Genomic DNA, 20,860 nt, shown 5'->3' on the forward strand with positions numbered 1-20,860 from the left:
CGGTACGATAAGTAATGAATAAAACGGTTCAAGCGATCTGTGTTCATATGTAGGAAGTAAGCTTTTACAATGGCGAGCCAATAAAGAAATGTAATCGCACAGGAATATTGTCTTCTGTCACCCCTGCGGCGACATCGACACGCACCATCCCAACAGGAGAGGCCCAGCGCACACCGACGCCGACGCCAACTTTGGTTTCAGCATCAAAGTCTTTGTCGTACGCATTACCAACATCGGTAAAGAATGCGCCACGAAAGCCCGGTTTGAACTCATAGTTATACTCTGCACTACCAACCGCTAGTACTTGCCCGCCTGTCAGATAGCCTTTATCGTTTAGTGGCGATAAGCTCTCGTAGTCATAGCCACGGATGCTTTGGTCACCACCTGCGAAAAAGCGCAATTTATAAGGCACATCATAGAAATCATCTGCCCAAATATAACCACCATTCAAACTACCAAGCACTTGATGTTTTTTGTCATCGCCAAAGCTATAAATACCGCTAACACCAGCACGCACGATGGCCAAATCAGTATCACTCAGCGCTTTGTCAGCACCTGCTTCAATCGAATAATACTGACGCATACCACGCGTTGGATTGGTCGCACTATCCGTGTCGGTTTTATTCATACCATAGCCAAACAGCAATGCTTGCTGCTTGGGGTTTGACGAGGTAAAGCGGATAGGTAAATCATCCCGCGCAGCGCCGTCAACGCCAGTCTCTAGCTCATCTAAACGATAACGCATAGAGTAGCTACGATTCCAACCACTATCACGGCGAATATTACGTGCCAAAGCCGCTTTTAAAGTGGTGGTAGATAAATCAAAGTTACCTTTGCCTTGGTCAATGACTTCTTCTTCATAAGTAAGACGCCCATCTAATTTATCATTGAGTGGATGATTCCAAGGGCGGCTCGCATAGACAGCGACGTTTTTGCTGATTCTGGACACTTCGGTTTCTGCGCCTGCTTGATAGCCCTGACGGTTAAGCAAATTATAATCGATCTTGGCGGTTGCTCGCACGCCTGTGTCAGTACCGTAACCCAAACCAACCTGAGCATCACGCGGCTTATCAGCGTATACAAAGACATACAACGGTACTTTTTTTGCTTGTGGCAACGTCTTGCGGTGTTTTACGTCCTGCGAGCGTTGGCGGTACGAAATCCTCATCAACGGTGAAGTCTGCATCATCAGGGAATATTTTTTGGGCCACATTACTGATAGAGTCACTGATTTTGCCTAATAAGTTATCCGCTTCTTGGTCTTTTTCATCCAGCACGCGGTCATCCGGCAGGCGGCTTAGACGCTCTGCTTTTTGCTTAACCGCTTGTAGCTTATCAAGCGTTTCTTCATCAACCTCAAACTCGATAGCAGCAATATCAGCTTCATTGACCGTCTCGCCACTACCATTGCTAAGCGCACTTTCACGCTCTACGCCAGTACTACTACCCGTATCTTCTGTACTAGCCAAACGATTATTGGATGCTGCTAGAGTAGCATTATCTCCAGTCATATCTGAGATGCCATCCTTATCAACATCCTCATCCAATATAGCATTGCTATTGGTAGGTGCATTATCAAATGCCAATGTACTGGCCTCACTCCGGTCATCTGGCGGTAATATCGATTCAACGTTGACAGCGTTGAAATAGCGAGTCGCTGATAAGTCATTACTAAACTTTGTCACTGATGGACGATAGAATGGGTCACCCGGCGCAAACTCATACAACTGCTGCAATAACGACAATTCTACTGGGAGTTTGTCAGGGTCTTGTGTCAGCGTGTTGGTTTCTTTGTCATAGGTAAAGAAAACAACATCATCAAACTCGTAGCGGTCGCCTGTGTTGTAGACCAAAGACATGTCCGCTTTGTTGTCTGGTAAGATAATATCGACAGATTTGTTTAACCAATACTGATCAAAATACCCATAGGTATTACTCAAAGACTCAAGCGCCGCTTTACTACTTTTGTAGACACGATGATTAAAGACATCCCCCTTCTTGCGGCGGTAATTCTTTTCAAGCGCGACAAACTCTGCTTGCTCACCGCCCTCACCGCGGATATCAACGATACGGCTGTCTACAATAACAGGCTCGCCCAGCTCTTCGATCACCACATTGATCGTATCACGCGTAGGCTGACGCAGGCTGAGAGTCACATCATAGTAACCCACTGCTTTGGCAGCATCCAATGCCGTTTGACGCAAACGTGGTAGCGCTGCGGTAAAATCAATGACCGACTGTACTGTCGTATCATCAAGGGCCGCTTTAATATTCTTCATTGGCTGAATATCGTCGTCAGCTTTGATGAGTTTTGGTTGACCATTAGCCGTGTCTTCGGCGCCAGCTTGTTGTATATAAACTGTGGTCTCCACACTTGGTAACGCCATCACACCACCATTGAAAAAGCGATTATAGAGACGCTTGACAATGTTGCTTTTATTACGTGCAAGTGGTTTTGACTGGTCAGCTTGCTCGATGCTTTGATTGACGGCCTGAGTATCATTCTGATAATCCGGTAGGTAGTCTTCAGGATCAATCACATCTGAGGGCATGTTACCGCCATCAGTTATATCGCTATTACCTGCTATTATCTCATCATTAATGCCATTTGCCGCATTGACATTGCCACTGCTGACAGAGTCACTCACGTTAATGGGACGTGACATAATTTCAGCTGTGGCTGCCTGTTCTGCTGCGGCCTCACTTCTACCCAGTGTGTCAAGATTGCTAGGCATAGGCAAGTTGGTCGCATCTAAGTCAACATCTAAGCCGATGGGCGGCGCTGTGTCGTTCAATGTGGCAATTGGCGCATCAAAGGCACTGTCGTTGTTAATGCTGTCGATATCTTGGGTGTTTTGTAAATCGAGCGCCGCCAGCTCACGATCAATCTGCTCAGGCGTCATCATCTGATAGCCTTGCTGCTGTATCGCTGTTGCTTGCTGCAACAAATCATCATTAGATAGATCTGCCTGCATGCCTTCTACGTACATATCCTCGTCGAAACGATTTGAATCTTGCAGGCCACTATTGTGATTATTATTTCGGGCACTGTCATTCTGAGAAGATGACGAGTTAGCGCCTGATTTTTTGATACCTAGTGTTTGTTCGCTATAGTCGTCCAAGACCGACTGATCAATAATGCCTTGCTCCACTGCTTTTTTTTAGACGTAGTGCATCTAGGGCAGCATCGAGCTGGGTATCATCGTCTGATAGTGCGCCTGATGTATTATTGGCTGTTTGATTGTTAGCTGATTGAGTCTTAGCGACTTGATTACTGGTCGATGCATTGGTGATATTTGTGTTGATTGTCTCAGCCAATGCCGCAGGTGCGACACTAACTAGACTAGTAGCTAGCGCGGTACAGAGCGCTGAGCGCTTAAAATGAATACGGGGAGTACCGACATGAGTGCTTTGGATGCTGATATCGTTCTGAATACTCACGCTGTCACGCTGCCTCATTAATATGTTGCGTGCTCGAGTTGAAGGCGGCTGGGTCATGTTTACGTCCTATCCCTTCACGCGGCATACTATTATTAACGATTGATTATCGCCAAGTCTGACCGGTGAATAAACTTATAGCAGTGGGCTGAAATTAATGGTTTACTACGTTGCTTGTCATGATGGAAGTCTCTGGTGCATATTATTCAGCACTCGATGGGTGACACCATACAAACAGTCTTGATTGATAGCAAGCCTTCACCTTTACCGTCGCTCGCACCTTTTAATGCAACCATATAAAATTTACAAATCATAACTTAGTTAATTATGAAATCATAGCGCAGGTTTCATGTATTTTTACCTAAGCCTTGCTATTATACGGCTTAATATTGATAAAACCTATGCTGTATTTCGATAAGTTTTTGATAATATTGATAATTGCTATCGCATTATAAGCTGCGTTCAGCGCCTCTTCTTACTTTATCAGCCGCTTCTCATCTGTAGGAACATTCATGTCCAATCAGTTTCAGCTATTTAAGCGCCGCCGTTTTAGCGCCATGTTTTTCACTCAGTTTTTGGGTGCGTTTAATGACAATATCTTTAAACAAGCACTTATACTGGTTCTGACTTATACCGCTGCCAGTCAATTGGGTGTGGAAGTCAGTATTTTAAATAATTTGGCCGCGATGTTATTCATACTGCCCTACTTTTTGTTTTCGGCATTGGCAGGACAAATCGCTGATAAGTATGAAAAATCCAAGCTCACGCAGTTTATCAAAGTACTTGAGCTAGTCATCATGGCAATCGCTGCGGTTGGTTTTGTTTTTGAATGGTACACCCTTTTATTTGTCGCGTTGTTTTTGATGGGCACGCATTCGACCTTTTTTGGACCGATTAAGTACGCTTATCTACCACAGGCGATGAAAGAAGATGAGCTGGTCGGTGCCAACGGTCTGTTTCAAATGGGCACTTCTCTAGCCATTCTTGTTGGTATGATTGTCGCTGGTATCTTAACTCAGCTGTCACACTCCTTATATTGGATTAGCGCTACCGTATTGGTCGTTGCTGTGCTGGGTTATCTGGCAGCGCGCTATATCCCTAACATGCCAGCCATGCAGCCTGATCTTAAGATTAACTGGAATATTATCACCATCAGCTTGTCTACGGTACGCTATCTCTACTCTCTGCCATTCTTGTTTTTTGTCATTCTTGGCAACAGCTGGTTTTGGTTTTATGGGGCGACGTTTTTGACTCAAGTGCCAGAGTTCAGCAAAGTCATTTTGCACGGTGATGAGTCGGTGGTGATTTTTCTATTGACGCTATTTTCAGTAGGGGGTATCGATAGGTTCGCTCCTATGCAAATCATTGACCAAAAACCAAGTCAGCCTGCGCCTATTGCCTTTTGGTATTGCTGGATTGAGTATCTTTGCTATTGATTTGTACTTTTCACTTTCAAGCCTAAACATAAATGTGAATAATGACACATTGCTTGGTATCAGTGATTTATTTGGTACGAGCGGTAGCTGGCGCGTTTTTGCTGATTTGTTCTTATTGGGATTCAGTGGCGGTTTATATATTGTGCCTTTATATGCCTCAATGCAGGCCTATGCGCCAAAGAGCCATCGCGCGCGTATCGTGGGTGCCAACAATATATTCAATGCGATATTTATGGTCACATCAGCGATTTTTGCGATTGTCATCTTAAATGCATTAGGGCTAAGTCTACCGCAGCTATTTTTGGTAACAGGTGTGCTCAATATTGTTTTTGGTATCTTCTTATACCTTAAGCTAAATAGGCATATCAAACAGGCGGTTATCCAAACCAATGATGATGTGGTTATATAAATAAGCCATATTGAGCTTAAATAACGATAGCAATCGATAGGTTATCAAGGCAATAATATTGATGCCGATAATTTGGATTGTTTGCTATAGTAATGTATATAAGAGCTGTGCACAGGATTATTGCCCTAGAGCAGTCACTAGTCTTATTTTATTGATAGAATTTAACGCCATCAGGAGTGAACCATGGCCCTGCGTCCTTTATCCAAAATCGATCAGCTATTGCTTGGGGTCGACAAAGCATTACGAGCTGTCGTGCCAAACTCAAACCCCAGTACGCGCCCATTGCCAGTGAGTAGTGACGAGATTCCTGAACTGACCATCACAGAGGCACGCCATGTCGCAGGGCTGATGCGTATCAATCATACCGGTGAAGTGTGCGCGCAAGGTCTCTACCATGGACAAGCATTTGCTGCCAAAGACAGTGGCGTCAAGCAAGCTATGCAGAACTCTGCTGAAGAAGAAGTCGATCATCTGGTCTGGTGCGAGACGCGCTTAAATGAGCTGGGTAGCCATGCGAGTGTGTTTACCCGCTTTGGTATGGGATGTCTTTTGGCCTAGGTGCAGTCGCAGGCGCCATCTCAAATGAGTTTAGTTTGGGGTTTGTCGCGGAGACAGAAGCACAAGTTAGCGAGCACCTGCAAGATCATATCAATCAACTACCCGAACATGATCAACGCTCAAGAGAAATACTGGCACAAATGGATATCGAAGAGCAACATCATCGCGAGCTAGCACTGGCAAGTGGCGGCGCTGCGTTGTCACCACCTGTACGTCAGACAATGCGCTGGATGGCCAACCGTATGAAGGCGACCGCTTATCATTTATAAAGGCAAATAGCAATTTGATGTCTGAGATGACGAGCAATACTCGATTTGCTCAGCCCAAGCGAGTAACAATCCTACCACAGATAGCGCAAAGCTTAATTTGCTAGGGTATTAAAAATTTGTACGATTTTGCAGCAAACATATATCCTGACTATCAACCGATTAATAAATAAATAACGACTAAATAAGGTAATGATTTTTATGAAAGCAACTCTCTCTAATAGCGCGTCTTCCAAGTCGCCAAAGCTTGCAACCTTGACTGCGCTCGCGGCCGCCTGTGCAATGATGCTTTCTGCGCCTGTGAATGCTGCAGAAGCTGACACTGCTGCTACATCAGCACCTGCTGTACCGAGCGCTGTAGATTCCAGTAAACGCGTGATTCGTCTAGCAAGGCCAGGTGCAACGACCAGCACAGCTCAAAGCACAACAGATGCTACGCCTGCTAATAGCGCTCAGTCAGTTAATACTCAGCCAATGATGCCGTCAAGCAACACTCAGTCTAACCGTACCCCTTTGAGCACGGCACAGGCAGCACAGATGATGCAATCAAGCAATGCTCAACCAAATCGTGTACCTATCAGCCCCGCTCAGCCACCAGCATCGCAAATGATGAATCCAGCTAACGCCCCTGTGATGAGCGGTACTACTCGCATCTATGAGCCAGGTCCGATGACCGCGACTGGTATTGATCTGCGCAGTGGTCAGCTCTCAAATATTCCAACGCCACAAGTACAGCTCTCAGATGTGAGCTTTATCAAAACCGTCTTGATTCCACAACAAAAAGGCCTAGGTACTGATAAGCTTGACGTCAGCTTGCTTGATGATTTTATCGCAGACGTCTCACCGAATGCTCGTCACTATCCACCAAACTTCCCTAACCGCACTCAGCGCCATTACACTCGCGAAAAAATCAAAGTATTGGCCGATTGGATTGAGCCTTACGCCAAATCACCAAATGCGTCTTATGATGTATTGATGCGCGCAGCCAAGCTAAATGGTATGGGTCGTAATCTAGACTTGGGCTCAGACTACACGGTACGCGGCGGCCAGTATGTTGATCGTGCGCTCAAAATCCAGCCAGATAGCGGTGAAGCCAACTTCTTATATGGCATGATGCTATCAGAAGGTGGCGGGTTTAAAGAAGGCCAAAAATATCTAGACCGAGCCGTATCTCTGGGTTATACCGAAGCAGAGCAAAGCTTGGCACAGTCAGACCTACTCAGTGATCGCCGTGCTAACGCCCTAGAGCGCCTACGTCGTCTTGAAGCAAAATACCCTAACAACACCGTTATTCCTCAGCAAATCAAACTGGTTGAAGATGGCAAATTCTACATTTGGGATATCCCTGCACCGGATATCAATGTCAAACCAGGTGCCTAAATTGGTACTGTTTGTCTATACTAAAGATAAACAAATAGTTTGATAGCCTGAGAATACCTAGCGCCTTTGTTTTTATGAATATAAAGCCAAGGCGCTTTTTTATGTCTGGCTTTTTTGTGCCTAATAGCAAGCTGCTTGCGCAGAACCCTGTCTTTTCCTACTTTGTCTAAATGAATGCCCTTTTTACCCAAAAATTTAAGTGTATCTCAAAACAATAACCATCCTTTAAAAAAGTCATTCGATATATAGCGCTTGGTTATAACCCTTCAAATAAAATAGTCTAATATCAAAAGTTACGCTAAACTCTACCATAACCAATAGCACTTCCATTGCTGGTTTTCTCATCACTACTTTTTTACCGGACTGACCTATGACTTCTGCTAGCCCTAGCAAAAACACGGTAACGCAAGCCAATAAAAAAATGCCTATCGCCTCAGTTGCATTATTGACAGCGGCAATGCTGCTACCAGCCTGTAGTGTCGTCTCGGTAGAAAAACAAGCATCGGCCAAGACCATCTCAGCACAGCGCGGTAATATCGTCACTGATAATCAACTAAGCAGCGATACGGCATCTGCCTTGCTATCAGCAGGTCTTGATGAGCAAGCTTGTATGCAGCAATTCGACTTGTGCTTGACTCAGCTCACGGACAGTATTTTAAATAAACACTATCGACCTGCACTGGCAATTTTTGCAGAACTGCACTACGCAAAAGCGCGCCAGCTTGCTGACTCACAAAACTGCCGCAATGCACTTGCCCGTCCACCACTTGACCCATACTATGCCAATGCGCCTTTGAGCGACGACGATGCCAAAACGCAGCAAGAAGAGACCACTCTTTGCTTAAACAATTATCAGGACAGACTGTTTGATGCGATTAAATATAGCTATACCTATTTGTTTTATGACAGTCTGACTCATGATTTTGAGGGTGCTGATGAAAGCTATAGTAGTGCTCACACGCAAACCCGCATCCCAACTGACAACGATATTCAGACCCAAGATATCTATAACGCTGCCAGCAATGATGTCATCACGCAGCTTTATCGATCGACCGAAAACTCAGATAAATTGATGAATGGCAAAAAGTAGAATACTTAACCATCCCTTCTGCTAGGCGCGATAGTAGCGATCAAGCAGCGATTGCCAACCGAGCCCCGCTAAAAGGTAAAGCGACCGACCAAGTCAAGGTCATGAAAGTACAAGTAGATGATTATGACCTCGGCATCTATTTGCCCAATGAAAACAACTATTTGCAAAATGCTCATAAGCAAGACTCTGCGCTTGCTGACTTAGTTTCTACTTACGAGCTACGTCTCTCTGGGCTGAATTCTGTTAGCAAACGTCCCGGTTTAGGTATCAGCTTAGTCGCTTCTCTCGATGATCGTTACACCATCACGATTCGCCAATTATTATCATCATCACTATCGGGTCGATTAACCAATGAGAGTGACAATACAAAAGATAGCGAGCCAAGCTCACGCATTTATCCTACTGGTCATCTCCTGCTAACTGGTTTGATCAAACCAAGTGGTGATAGCGTGCTGGATGTGCTGAGCAGTCGCCAGCTCGATATCCATCTATACAATCCATATCAAACTGAAACCGTCAATATTCTTAACGATAACTATCCATTAGCAGCCAATTTCTCAGCAGGTTATGGAATGTGGCTGGCAGAAAACCAGTTGGATAGTGTGGGTTATTTGAACCTCATCACACGCCAGCCAGATGCTCGTCTGCCCAAACTGTTTATGCTCGAACCTTATGACCCTGACAAGCGTGTCATCATTATGCTACATGGTTTGGCCTCTAGCCCAGCCACGTGGGTCAATCTCACCAACGATATTCTCAATGATGACAAACTGCGCGACAATTACCAGGTTTGGCAAATATTTTATCCAACCAATTTGCCTATTTTAGAAAACCGCTATCAGATTCAGCAATTAATCAACACGACTTACGAGCAGACGGACCCAACAGGACAAAATCGCGCCAGTAAAAACAGCGTGATCATTAGCCACAGCATGGGTGCCCTTATCGCGCGCATGATGCTGTCCGATGATAATTTGGTCGATGATTTGGACAGACTTGATGATCAAGACATTCTCTCTAGTAGTGAAAAACGGCAAATCCGCGATGCACTAAAAGAATCGTTTGGTGAAAAGGAATTAAAAAAACGGTTTGAGCTACAATCCTTGCCACAAGTAGACACCGCTGTCTTTTTATCTGCACCTTTTCGCGGCACTGACTATGCAGACCGCTGGTTTACGCGGGCGCTGCGCCGCATTGTCTATCTGCCAGTCGGTTTGGTAAAAACAGTGACTGACAACTTGGCAACGATTGCCACGCAAGGCGATCTGGCACAAAACCCGTTGGGCGCTTTGTATTTGCAAAACGGTGCCAGCCAGCTAAGCGATGACTCTTCTTTTATTGAGCTGACCAAAGATCTGACGATCAATAGTCGTGTCACTTATCATTCGATTATTGCCAATAATGATGCTGATATCACCAAAGGACTGGCCCAAGCACAGCCTGACGGTGCCAAAATTGATTTATCGCAAGCGCTAGAAGAAGACGCTAAAGACGAACGCGCAAGTGCCCGCGTGTCAGATGACACATCAGAGCTGCCTCCTGAGCCACTGGTCGCTGCCGTCACTGTTGATAAAAATATCAGTCAAGCCCTAACCCAACGTTTATCAGACGGTATTGTGCCTTATACCAGTGCGCACTTAGATGGCGCGGCGTCTGAGACCATTATCAATGGCGGTCATAGTATTCAAACCAATCCACAAACGATTTTGACACTGCGACGGATTTTGCATAAACAGTTACAAGAATGATGTATGTTTTTGTTATTGGGGAACATTTTAATGCATGGGAAAGCAAGTAATAAACAAAACAGATGTTTTATAAAAAAATACTCGCTATTCCCAAGTCATTGTTATTCATAAAATTAATTTTATTTTCAAGGGTGTTTTATGTTTGTTTTTCTGACTCCTAGGTATGCAGCTGTCTAACCGCACGGGTTGCGTCACTATCTAGGGAAGCGCATAATATATGCATAGCACATACCTGTAGTATATGAGTTTATAGGGACATAAATTATTCAATTCAGCTAAACAGTGAATCGTAACCTTAGCCACAATTTATGCCTGATGTCGTTAAAGTTTTACGCCACTAAGAGCCATTGCCCGTAATCATTGTCACCTTGATTTATGTACCGTTACGGACAGTTACTTGAGCGTTGTACGGAAGACAGCGCTATGAAGCTAACAGATAAGAGTAACCATTTATGTTTGCTACGTTTATGATTGACCAGCTCGATGCGCTGACACTCGCGCGTATCCAGTTTGCTTTTGTTGTCTCCTTTCATATTGTCTTTCCCGCTTTTTCTATTGGACTTGCTAGCTGGCTGACCGTACTTGAGTTTCGCTGGTTAAGAACAGGCAATCCTGTTTTTGCGGAAGTCTACAAACACTGGGTAAAAATATTTGCCGTGGTGTTTGGTATGGGTGTGGTTTCAGGGGTAGTAATGTCTTACCAGTTTGGGACCAACTGGGCAGTCTTTTCAGATAAGGCGGGTAACGTCTTAGGCCCACTCCTCGCTTATGAAGTACTGACTGCATTTTTCTTAGAAGCCTCCTTTTTGGGTATCATGCTCTTCGGTTGGGGCCGCGTTAGTAAGCGCATGCACTTTGTCGCCACTGCAACCGTCGCTATCGGTACGTTGATCTCAGGGTTTTGGATCTTGGCCGCCAACAGCTTTATGCAGACGCCGCAAGGATTCATGGTCGGTGCTGATGGTCTGCTTTATCCAACCAACTGGCTTGAGATTATTTTTAATCCCTCATTTCCCTACCGCTACGCACACATGATGACCGCTGCTTTCTTGACGACTGCTTTTGTGGTTGGTGGTATTGGTGCTTATTATCTACAATCCAAAAAGCACATCGAACACCGAAAACATGGCCGCGTGATGTTGGGCATGGCGATGATTATGGCGATTTTTGTGGCACCTGCGCAGGTATTAATCGGTGATGAGCACGGGCTAAATACGCTTGAGCATCAGCCTGCCAAAGTCGCAGCCATGGAAGGTATCTGGGAAGATGAGCGCGGGGCAGCATTACGTCTCTTTGCGATTCCTGATCAAGAAAATCAAACCAATAAATACGAAGTAAAAATCCCTTATGTCACAGGTTTGATTCTCACTCACTCTTTAGATGGTGAAGTGAAGGGGTCTTAAAAACTGGGCAACAGAAGACCAACCACACGTTATTATTGTATTTTGGGCCTTCCGTATTATGGTTGCCATTGGTATGTTAATGGTGCTTGTGGGTCTATTTAGTGTCTATAAATACTTCAAAAAACAGCAGTTCAGTCCTGACAGCAAGCTGTTCCACCGTGCATGGATGATGATGACGCCGCTTGGCTTTATCGCGCTACTTGCCGGTTGGTTTGTCACCGAAACAGGGCGTCAGCCATGGACAGTCTATGGTGTAATCCGTACAGCTGAAAGTATGTCACCCTTAGCAGCCCAACAGGTTGCCACTACATTGATCGGCTTTATTATCGTCTATACCTTTGTTTTTGGTGCAGGTAGCTTTTATATCTTGCGCTTGATTGGTCAAGGGCCAAAACCTTATACCGATCCTGCCGAAGACAATTTCTACGAGCATTCAGTAACCGAAGGTCAAGGTCGTACGCTGAGCGGAGATAATGATCCTGCTGGTCACACGACCAAGCAAGATATCGACACACCAGCAGATGACATCGATGATGGAGGGTTACGCTAATGTTTAATTTCGGTGATGTATTAGACTTACCCTTAATTTGGGGTGGATTGATTGCGCTTGCAGTCTTCATTTATGTCCTGCTTGATGGCTTTGATTTAGGCTGTGGTATTTTATTTCCGTTTGCAGGCTCAGACAAAAACCGTAGTCGCATGATGAACTCTATCGCCCCATTCTGGGATGGTAACGAGACGTGGCTGGTATTGGGTGGCGGCGGTCTATTCGCAGCTTTCCCAGTCGCTTATGGCATTATCATGACAGGCTTGTATCTGCCGGTCATCTTTATGCTGTTTGGCCTGATCTTGCGTGGCGTGGCGTTTGAGTTTCGCTTTAAATCGAGCACCCATCGCTACATTTGGGACGGCTTCTTTTTCTTTGGCTCATTGCTGGCCGCTTTCTTCCAAGGCGTGATGCTCGGCTCTTTAGTACATGGTCTTGAGGCGAGCAATCGCTTGTATACTGGCGGCCCATTTGATTGGTTGACCCCATTTTCTATGGTCAGCGGGGTGGCTTTGATTATCGGCTACTCACTGCTTGGCTCAACGTGGCTCATTTTAAAGACCGAGCACGATTTGCAAGTGTGGGCGCGTAAGGTTTCAGGCTGGCTGTTGATGGCGTTGGTTGCTGCGATGATTGTTGTGACCATCTTTATGTATTTTTCAGACATCGATGCGCTAGAAGATTGGTTTACACTCGGACGCTTGCCTTATCTGGCGCCGATGCCAATTATTGCGCTGATTGTGTTCTTTATTATGCGTAAAGACTTGACCACTGAGCGTGAATATCGTCCTTTCTTATTGACGGTATTGCTCTTTTTATTGGGTTATATTGGTGTGTGTATCGCCATATTCCCATACATTGTGCCGTATCAGATGACGGTTTACGAGGCGGCAGCGACTGATACATCGCTATCATTTATGCTGGTGGGTGCGGTAATCATGTTACCTATCATCTTAAGTTATACTGCTTATGCGTACTATGTGTTCAAGGGTAAAACTGATCACGAACATATGTACTAGTCATTGTAAATGACAAGCAGCTAGTAGTGAGATAAGCAGGTGCTACACATTTTTGTGGCACCTGTGCTCAATTTGTCAGATAAGAGGTCTTTATGAAAAATCTCAGTAAAAAACATTTGAGTAAAAAAGCAAAGACTGAGTAAAAAGCAAAGACAATGGGCTTGGTTTTTGGGCTTATATGCCGCAGGATTTTTGACGATCTTTACGATTGCGCAATTGATTAAGCTGGCAATGGGCGTTTAACACGGTTATCAGACAGTGTCGTTACCTATGTGCTACGCGCTCAATTTACCAGCCCTTGTATTCACTCTTCATTTCTATTGGTAAAGATTGAACAAGATATAGAAATCATCTGTGGTAAAAAAGCAGCGTTGAACGATCAACGCTGCTTTTTGTGTTTACCAGTGTATTTTTGCTTATCTTATGAATTTATTCGACCTTGATGATTATCGATATCGTTTTTTCAATAAATTCATTCACTTGTGCCAAGCGCTCGGCTGTACCGACGTCGATCCAGTTATCAGTAATCACTTCAGCAGTAATCTGGAATTTGATCATTGCTTGCTTAAGTAGTGGCGCCAATGCGGCAGGCTGTCCTGATACCAATCCCTCTACCAACGTAGGAGACATCACGCTAATACCAGCGAAAGTAAACTTGTCCGCATCGCCAACTGGCTGCTCGCTGGCAAGACCATTATTAATAGCGAAATCACCACCATCATTGTGCTCTGGATTGTCAATCAACAACAGGTGCGCGCGCTGATCCGCGCCTAATGTATAGTCTCGCAACTGAGCAAAATCATAGGTCGTCCAAACATCAGAGTTGACGAGAATAAATGGCTCGTCTCGCAGCTTGCCTGACTGTAATGCCTGAAAAATACCACCTGCCGTCTCTAACGGCTCATCACCTCTACTGACCAATGTAGTTTGACTCCATATTGCGCACCGTCGCCCAAGGTATCCATCAGCTTATCTGCCAGCCATGACGCATTGATCGTGATATCGGTAATACCTGCGGCTTGTAGTGCTTTAATATGCCAGACAATAAGTGGCTGACCGCCCACTTCGACCAAAGGCTTGGGCGTATCTAGTGTCAATGGTCGCAGACGTGTGCCCTTGCCAGCAGCCAAAATCATGGCTTGTGTAATCGTCGAGCTAGACATGCTTACTCCTATTTTTATTATTTAGTTTATCAATTTGATTAAGCATCATCTAGGCTGAAGCAAACTTACCTTTGTATGCAGGTAGAACAGCATCTTTTAGCCATTGATTAAAAGGTGGGACGGCATGCTTGATCGCATCATTACCTTGTTCAGCCAGCCAGTTTAATTCAATAATTAAATCACGCATGACTTTGGGAATATCACCCAAATAGCGATCTTTGCCATCGCGTTCAGATAATCGAATAAAAATCCCTAGTACTTTTAAATGACGCTGCACGCCCATTACATTAACGTCGTTTTCAAGCTGAACCACATTATCGGCTGTGGTTAGCAATTGTTGCTTTTGTAGCTGCCAAAAGTCGTTAATCCATGCAGATACTTGGTGCTCTGGCCATTCAACATAAGCATCGCGTACCAATGATACTAAATCATAAGCATAAGAGCCGATGACGGCATCCTGAAAATCAATCACACCTAAGCGCGATGTGTCCGCTTGGTCTTGCATGAGGTTACGACTATGATAGTCGCGATGCACAATGACTTGTGGCTGTAGCAGGATTTCATTGATGAGTGCCGATTTTAAGTTTTCCCACACCTCCTCATTCAGCTCTACGCCGATATAAGGGATAAACCACTCACTAAACAGATTCATTTCGCGATCTAATAACGCCGTATCGTAATCTGGGAGCTGATACTGAGATTTTGCAGTCTCGACTGGTACCGTTTGCAGCGCTACTAACGTCTGCATGGCGAGCTGATAATAGTCATTGATTTGCTCTGGTGTTGCATCATTCAGCAAATGAGCAAACTCTACTGCACCAAAGTCTTGTAGCACCAAAAAACCTTTTTCTAAATTTTGTGCGATGAGCGTCGGCACATTGATTGCAGGCGACATGAGCTTGGCAACATTGATGAACTGCCGCATGGCATCTTGCTCATCAGCAGAATCCATGACGATATGACGCGTATCTCCTGATCCGTCAGCCTCTAGCAGTTGAATGCGATGATAGCGGCGCGCACTCGCGTCACCCGGTAAACTGTCTAGATCAAAGGGCTTATCTACAAATACTTGCTGCAACCAATGCTCGAGTTGTTGTTGGCGATTGTCGTTATTGTTATCGGTCATGTCAGGCTCTATAGTGGTTTTATCAGTCATAATGGGCATCACAGGTTAAATATAAATCATAAATAATTAAAGTAGTGATAAGTCAGGCAAATACTTGCTAAAATGGTCATATCTTAAGCCGCAACAACTGCGTTAGTAGACATATCAAGATATCATTCAGTAATTTAACGATAAGCTGAAATTTTTAGCTCATTTAAAAACAGCTTGGCTATATTATAAATTTTGGTAAATAGTGTAGCTGATTTGGTTTTTTTTGACTATGATTAGTCGTCATTATATGTAAAACAGCCAAATTCTTGAGATGACGCTATCGATGAGTGATTTTTTAGCCGTTCATTAACAACTTGGTCTTGTTGAATAATACGACTATGCAATTCAGTATCGCAATCCAATAGGCTCTGCAATCATAGGTGTGCCCTTGTTATATTCTCCGCTTTACCAAAGCATTCGTTTAATCTTATTTGGTGCCTTAGGCTTATCTAGCCTAACGGTTAATGCTGCCATCAACGATGCTGACACACAGACAACTGAGCCATCAAGTGCTGGTAGTACGAGCAGCTACCTTCCTGATACCAATAACAGTAATGTGACTCAAAGCAGTGATTACAACGATATCCGTTATAAAGACGCGCGCTCACAGATCGATAATTCTCAAAGAGCGACTCCTGCCTCTGATTTTGATGACACCCGTTTCGCAAGCGATGCTAAGTTAGAAGACAGCGCCTCCGATGATGTTTTGAATATCACAGAGATTAATGAGTCTTCTGATACCGCCTCAATACAACCATCAAATATGCCAGATAGCGATCAGGTAAGCCGCGACACACGCGCTAATGCTATAGCTACACCTGAAAATACCGTAGCGGATAACCGTCGGCTAGATATCAGTGATGAGAGCATTCAAGACAGCTTAGTGCGTTTGGCAGAATTCTATGAGCTTACACCAGAGACTCCTGTCTCCAAATGACGTGGATAATATAGAAGATGCTGAGTCAGATAACATACAGAGTACTTTAGCGCCTACAGCGCAGACCATTACAAAAGTCGGTAAAAACTTACGATTATTGCCAAACGCTATAGATAGTGCACAACGCTGTGAAGGTCAATGGGTCTATCCAAAGAGCAACCCTAATTATCAGCGTGCTGTGAATGAAGCTGGCGGTGCAAATGGACAACCCGTACCTGATGTCGACAGTATTCCCAACAATCAAGCACCTTTATTCACAGAGTCAGACTACGGTTATTACAATAATATCAACTATGCTGAGCTATCAGGTAATGTGAAAGTCGATCAGGGCACCCAGCATATCGAAGCAGAGAAAGTTGTGATTAATCTAAGCAATGGCGTGGCTGCTGCACAAGGTAGAGTCATGTTTACCGATCAGGCGACAGGACAATCACTGCAACGTAGCAATGCACCAAGCAACGCTCAAGCCAGCTTTAATGAAAGAGCAAAAAAAGATGGTTTGATTGGGGTTGCAGACAGCTTAAATTATAATACTGAAACTGGACAATCAACAGCCAACGATGTGGCTTTTTGCTAGTGTTGGGCTACAAGCACACGGCTACGCTAAACGCTTGAATAAGCCCAATGATAGTGAGTACGAGTTGGACGAGGTGATGTTTAGCACCTGTCCACCCACCAACCGTAAATGGCAATTTGATGCCAAAAGTATCGATTTGAATACTGATACAGGGCGCGGTGAAGCCTATAATACGACTTTTCGCATTGCTGACGTACCGGTCTTTTATCTGCCCTACTTTAACTTCCCAATAGACAGTCGTCGTAGTAGCGGATTTTTGTTACCAAGTGCGAGCGTGAGTAGTAAGAGCGGTGTTGAGATTGATGTTCCTTATTACTTCAACCTAGCGCCCAACTACGATGCCACGCTCAATACGCATGTATATACTGATCGTAATCCTATGCTCTCAGGTGAGTTTCGTTATTTGACCGAAAACTATGGAGAAGGCATTTTTAACGGTTCATACTTGCCTAATGACAAAGAATATAATGACGAAGATCGTAAAAGCTTTTTTTATGATCATTATTGGTCATCGAAAAGTATTCCGCGATTAAGTGGTGATGCCAAATATAGCTATGTATCAGATGCAGACTATCTTGATGATTTTGATACCTTAGGTTTATCAGATAACACCATCAACCTACCAAGGCGTGCTCGAGTTAATTATTATAATGATTACGTCGATGGTGAGTTAAAAGTAGAAACCTTTCAAACGTTAGATGCGTTTACTGATAATGGTGAGGCTCTAGAGGATAAAGACAAACCCTATTCACGCCTACCACAACTAAAGCTCAACTATCGACTGCCGTGGGCGAAGAACTTTGACATCACTGGTGTACATGATTCTGCCTATTTTAAGAAGTCTATTGATGATGGCTCTGAGGATGAAAAGAGCGGCGCACGCATTTATAACAAAATAAGTGCCGTCTATCCGATGGAGAAGTCTTGGGGCTATATTAGACCGAAGCTAAGCCTACAGCACCTTTATACTTCCTATGATGAAGACAGCTTGGCAGACAATAACATCAGTGAAGAAGATGGTAGCCAATCCGTATTTGTGCCACAAGCCAGTATTGATGCAGGTCTGAATTTCTACCAAGCAGGCTCACCCTTTGGCGCTTTTGATGACACCATGGGTGGCTATCGTCTGCTTAGCCCGCGGGTGAAATACACGTATTCACCGTACAAAAACCAAAATGATATTCCTAACTTCAATACTCGTATTGCGTCTATTAACTATGAGCAGCTATTTTCAGACAGTTGGTTTTTAGGCCATGACCGCTTGCAGGATCTGCACTCTATTACGCCTGGTGTCAATTATCGTTACATCGATGCAACGGGTGTGACACGTTTTGATGGTAGCATTGCAGAACAGTTCTATATAGATGATGGTCGTGTCACGCTTGATGATGAACAACGAGTTTTCAACTCTTCTTCCTCAGGCATGGTATGGGATACCAGCACCCAACCTTACAATAATTTTTGGGTTGATGTGAGTGGTGCGCTGACTAACGACTATGATTTGAGCTATATCACGACTGAGCTACGTTATCAGCCATCAGACAATAGCTTGTTCAATGTGGGCTATGTCAAGCGTCAGCGTGATGAAAATACGGATCAGTTGCCATTGTCCGCATTTACCGCCTCTGCTGTTTTCCCTATCAACAATAGCTGGCGGATATTGGCTCAAGGTCAATATGACTATAATAGTAATAAGATGCTCGACTCACTTATCGGCGTTGATTATGAAGATTGCTGCTTTGGTTTTGCAGTTTATGGTCGTCGTTACTATAATGACTTAAACGTCAAAGATGAACCAACACAAGCGGTTATGGCAGAGATACGGTTGAATGGGCTTGGTAGTGGCAGTAGCCGCTTAACACGATTGCTCTCTGATAAGATATTAGGCTTTGAACCTGTCCAAACTGCATGGAAAGACTAACGAGATTTTTTGAAGTAAAATATTATTTATATAAAAATGTATAAAGCACTATCTACAATCCAATTATGGACAACACTGTCGGGTATTTAATGATTAAAAGTATTGGATCGTGTTGACCAACTACCATCCGATGCGATGATATTGATGAGGAGCATCATGAGATTTTTTTCTTTACGTCAAACCAGCCGCGCTGTACTACTGTCTATAGGGGTCAGCCTTACGCTCACTTTGAGCGCTCAAGCAGCCACGGTGGCACCTGCAGTAGCACAAACGTCGAATCCGGCTGGACAAAATACCGTCGATCGTTTGACACCTGCCAATAGTACTGATGGCATCGTGGCTTTGGTCAATGAAAACGCTATCTTGAAGAGCGAATTGGTTGATGCCATTACACAAACCCAAGCCCGTGCACAAGCGGCAGGCGAGCCAATTGCAAACTCAGCACAACTACAGTCTGAGGTACTAAACGCGCTTATCTTGCGTGAATTGCAACTATCAATGGTAAAACGTGTCGGCCTATCTCCTGATGAGACCGAGATCAATCAACGCCTTGCTCAAATTGCTCAATCTCAAGGGCTTAATAGCATCTCAGCATTACAGCAACGCTTAGATGCCGCGCGTCTTGGTAGTTATGCCGCATTACGTGCTCAACTGATCGAAGATGCTGCTATTCAAGAGCTGCAGCAGCGTCAAATCAGTCGCCGAGTACGCATTAGCGAGCAAGATATTGATGCATTTTGGCGTCGCCTGAAGCAAAACGTTTGAACCAAAGTGAATACCAAACTGTGCATGTACGCGTTCCTTATATAGATGACTACAGCCGTCTGTCAGCAGCTCAACGTGAGGAAGCGCTAAAAGTTGCACAGGATTTGCGTACTCGTTTACTTGAACCAAATGTCAATGTCTCTGAAGCTGTTGCTGCAAGCCAAGGTAGCTATCCTATCCCCTATTCAAGGTGGCGATATGGGCTTTCACAAAGCGGCCTCCCTGCCGACAGAGCTATCAAGCAAAATTACCAATCTCGATATTGGTGCAGTTAGTGAGCCGTTACTAACGCCTGAAGGTATCGATATCGTTAAGCTGGCTGATAAAAAAGCCAGTGATACCATGCTAATTCCGCAGTGGCACACTCGTCATATCTTAGTAAAAGTCGATGAGTTACAGACAGATGCACTGGCTGAACAGAAAATTAATGATTTGTATGAGCAACTGCGTAATGGCGCTGATTTTGCTGCCTTAGCATCAACCTATTCAGACGATCCAGGATCGGCTGGACGCGGTGGTGATCTTGATTGGGTCAGTGAAGAAGATATGGTGGCTCCATTTGAAGCCACAATGAAAAACACAGCCGTTGGTGACTACTCTGCTCCATTCAAAACTCAATTCGGCTGGCATATTTTAAAGGTTGACGGTAAGCGTCAGCAGGATGTGAGCGAGCAATATCGTCGCAATATGGCACGCCAAGCTTTGTATCAACGCCTAGCGCCTCAAGCACAAGAAGACTGGTTGCAAGAATTGCGTGCAGGTGCTTACATCCAAGTACTCGGTTAAAGACTTACGTTCAACTGCTTGGTCATAAGTTAATACACTGAACGCTAATAATACTAATTAGCTTGCACAGAAAAAGGGTATATGCCAATGCATATGCCCTTTTTTTATTTAGAAATTGACTGCCAGTTAATTAGAATAATGGATAGCAAACCGCCTAAGTACAATTAACTTAACAGACGGTTAAACCAATCTATTTAGCTGTTTATAGCAAGAATATTACAAACCGATAAAGGATGCACGAAAAGCCCCGAACCTAGGGCG

At 44.4% G+C, this 20,860-nt stretch carries 11 protein-coding genes and 5 pseudogenes; 11 read left to right on the forward strand and 5 right to left on the reverse strand.

What is annotated here, in order from left to right:
• Nucleotides 1-64 precede the first annotated feature (64 nt).
• The 3 genes from PKHYL_RS11530 to PKHYL_RS11540 are packed head-to-tail and all read right to left on the reverse strand — an operon-like array spanning nucleotide 65 to nucleotide 3,498.
• A complete protein-coding gene (locus tag PKHYL_RS11530) occupies nucleotides 65-1,117 on the reverse strand; it encodes an autotransporter assembly complex protein TamA (RefSeq protein ID WP_240365206.1) in 1,053 nt (350 codons plus the stop codon).
• Entirely contained in the window at nucleotides 1,071-3,152 is a 2,082-nt protein-coding gene (locus tag PKHYL_RS11535) for a hypothetical protein (protein ID WP_240365207.1), read from the reverse strand. Before PKHYL_RS11535 ends, PKHYL_RS11530 begins: the two co-directional genes overlap by 47 nt.
• Nucleotides 3,133-3,498, reverse strand: coding sequence for a hypothetical protein (locus PKHYL_RS11540; RefSeq protein WP_240365208.1), 366 nt, complete (start codon nucleotides 3,496-3,498; stop codon nucleotides 3,133-3,135). Before PKHYL_RS11540 ends, PKHYL_RS11535 begins: the two co-directional genes overlap by 20 nt.
• A gap of 452 nt (nucleotides 3,499-3,950) precedes the next feature.
• Between PKHYL_RS11540 and PKHYL_RS11545 the strand changes: the two are divergent.
• The 7 genes and pseudogenes from PKHYL_RS11545 (at nucleotide 3,951) to cydB (ending at nucleotide 13,294) form a co-directional block, all read left to right on the forward strand.
• Nucleotides 3,951-5,283 (forward strand): annotated as a pseudogene (locus tag PKHYL_RS11545) (MFS transporter).
• A gap of 189 nt (nucleotides 5,284-5,472) precedes the next feature.
• Nucleotides 5,473-6,110, forward strand: a pseudogene (gene coq7, locus PKHYL_RS11550) (2-polyprenyl-3-methyl-6-methoxy-1,4-benzoquinone monooxygenase).
• A gap of 198 nt (nucleotides 6,111-6,308) precedes the next feature.
• Nucleotides 6,309-7,487 (forward strand): tetratricopeptide repeat protein, encoded by a 1,179-nt coding sequence (locus PKHYL_RS11555; protein WP_071003489.1) that lies wholly within the window; start codon nucleotides 6,309-6,311, stop codon nucleotides 7,485-7,487.
• A 370-nt stretch (nucleotides 7,488-7,857) separates the two neighbouring features.
• Complete coding sequence (locus PKHYL_RS11560) at nucleotides 7,858-8,577, forward strand: hypothetical protein (protein ID WP_240365209.1); 720 nt, start codon at nucleotides 7,858-7,860, stop codon at nucleotides 8,575-8,577.
• 101 nt (nucleotides 8,578-8,678) lie between these two features.
• Nucleotides 8,679-10,325 (forward strand): esterase/lipase family protein, encoded by a 1,647-nt coding sequence (locus PKHYL_RS11565; protein ID WP_240365210.1) that lies wholly within the window; start codon nucleotides 8,679-8,681, stop codon nucleotides 10,323-10,325.
• A gap of 467 nt (nucleotides 10,326-10,792) precedes the next feature.
• Nucleotides 10,793-12,278: pseudogene (locus PKHYL_RS11570) on the forward strand (cytochrome ubiquinol oxidase subunit I).
• Nucleotides 12,278-13,294 carry a cytochrome d ubiquinol oxidase subunit II gene (gene cydB, locus PKHYL_RS11575; RefSeq protein WP_071003483.1) on the forward strand — a complete coding sequence of 339 codons (1,017 nt, stop codon included), beginning with the start codon at nucleotides 12,278-12,280 and terminating at the stop codon, nucleotides 13,292-13,294. Before PKHYL_RS11570 ends, cydB begins: the two are co-directional and overlap by 1 nt.
• A gap of 429 nt (nucleotides 13,295-13,723) precedes the next feature.
• On the opposite strand, the pseudogene murU reads toward cydB, so the two are convergent.
• Nucleotides 13,724-14,457 (reverse strand): annotated as a pseudogene (gene murU, locus PKHYL_RS11580) (N-acetylmuramate alpha-1-phosphate uridylyltransferase MurU).
• Between the two features lie 49 nt (nucleotides 14,458-14,506).
• Nucleotides 14,507-15,622, reverse strand: coding sequence for an aminoglycoside phosphotransferase family protein (locus PKHYL_RS11585; protein WP_442966077.1), 1,116 nt, complete (start codon nucleotides 15,620-15,622; stop codon nucleotides 14,507-14,509).
• 379 nt (nucleotides 15,623-16,001) lie between these two features.
• Here PKHYL_RS11585 and PKHYL_RS11590 point away from each other — a divergent pair, with 379 nt between their 5' ends.
• The 4 genes and pseudogenes from PKHYL_RS11590 to PKHYL_RS11610 all read left to right on the forward strand — a co-directional run bounded on the left by PKHYL_RS11590 (nucleotide 16,002) and on the right by PKHYL_RS11610 (nucleotide 20,599).
• On the forward strand, nucleotides 16,002-16,550 hold the full coding sequence (locus tag PKHYL_RS11590) for a hypothetical protein (protein ID WP_240365212.1): 549 nt from the start codon (nucleotides 16,002-16,004) through the stop codon (nucleotides 16,548-16,550).
• Between the two features lie 154 nt (nucleotides 16,551-16,704).
• Nucleotides 16,705-19,048, forward strand: a pseudogene (locus PKHYL_RS11600) (LPS-assembly protein LptD); the annotation flags it as partial.
• 156 nt (nucleotides 19,049-19,204) lie between these two features.
• Nucleotides 19,205-19,813 carry a SurA N-terminal domain-containing protein gene (locus tag PKHYL_RS11605; RefSeq protein ID WP_240365215.1) on the forward strand — a complete coding sequence of 203 codons (609 nt, stop codon included), beginning with the start codon at nucleotides 19,205-19,207 and terminating at the stop codon, nucleotides 19,811-19,813.
• Between the two features lie 135 nt (nucleotides 19,814-19,948).
• Nucleotides 19,949-20,599 carry a peptidylprolyl isomerase gene (locus tag PKHYL_RS11610; protein WP_240365216.1) on the forward strand — a complete coding sequence of 217 codons (651 nt, stop codon included), beginning with the start codon at nucleotides 19,949-19,951 and terminating at the stop codon, nucleotides 20,597-20,599.
• Nucleotides 20,600-20,860: the final 261 nt, after the last annotated feature.

Source organism: Psychrobacter sp. KH172YL61, from assembly GCF_007182895.1.
Taxonomy (GTDB): Bacteria; Pseudomonadota; Gammaproteobacteria; order Pseudomonadales; family Moraxellaceae; genus Psychrobacter; species Psychrobacter pacificensis.

Coding starts and splice junctions, on each gene's coding strand:
- PKHYL_RS11540 (WP_240365208.1), bottom strand. CDS start 3,498: ATGACCCAGCCGCCTTCAACTCGAGCACGCAACATATTAATGAGGCAG.
- PKHYL_RS11555 (WP_071003489.1), top strand. CDS start 6,309: ATGAAAGCAACTCTCTCTAATAGCGCGTCTTCCAAGTCGCCAAAGCTT.
- PKHYL_RS11560 (WP_240365209.1), top strand. CDS start 7,858: ATGACTTCTGCTAGCCCTAGCAAAAACACGGTAACGCAAGCCAATAAA.
- PKHYL_RS11565 (WP_240365210.1), top strand. CDS start 8,679: ATGAAAGTACAAGTAGATGATTATGACCTCGGCATCTATTTGCCCAAT.
- cydB (WP_071003483.1), top strand. CDS start 12,278: ATGTTTAATTTCGGTGATGTATTAGACTTACCCTTAATTTGGGGTGGA.
- PKHYL_RS11585 (WP_442966077.1), bottom strand. CDS start 15,622: ATGCCCATTATGACTGATAAAACCACTATAGAGCCTGACATGACCGAT.
- PKHYL_RS11605 (WP_240365215.1), top strand. CDS start 19,205: ATGAGATTTTTTTCTTTACGTCAAACCAGCCGCGCTGTACTACTGTCT.
- PKHYL_RS11610 (WP_240365216.1), top strand. CDS start 19,949: ATGTCTCTGAAGCTGTTGCTGCAAGCCAAGGTAGCTATCCTATCCCCT.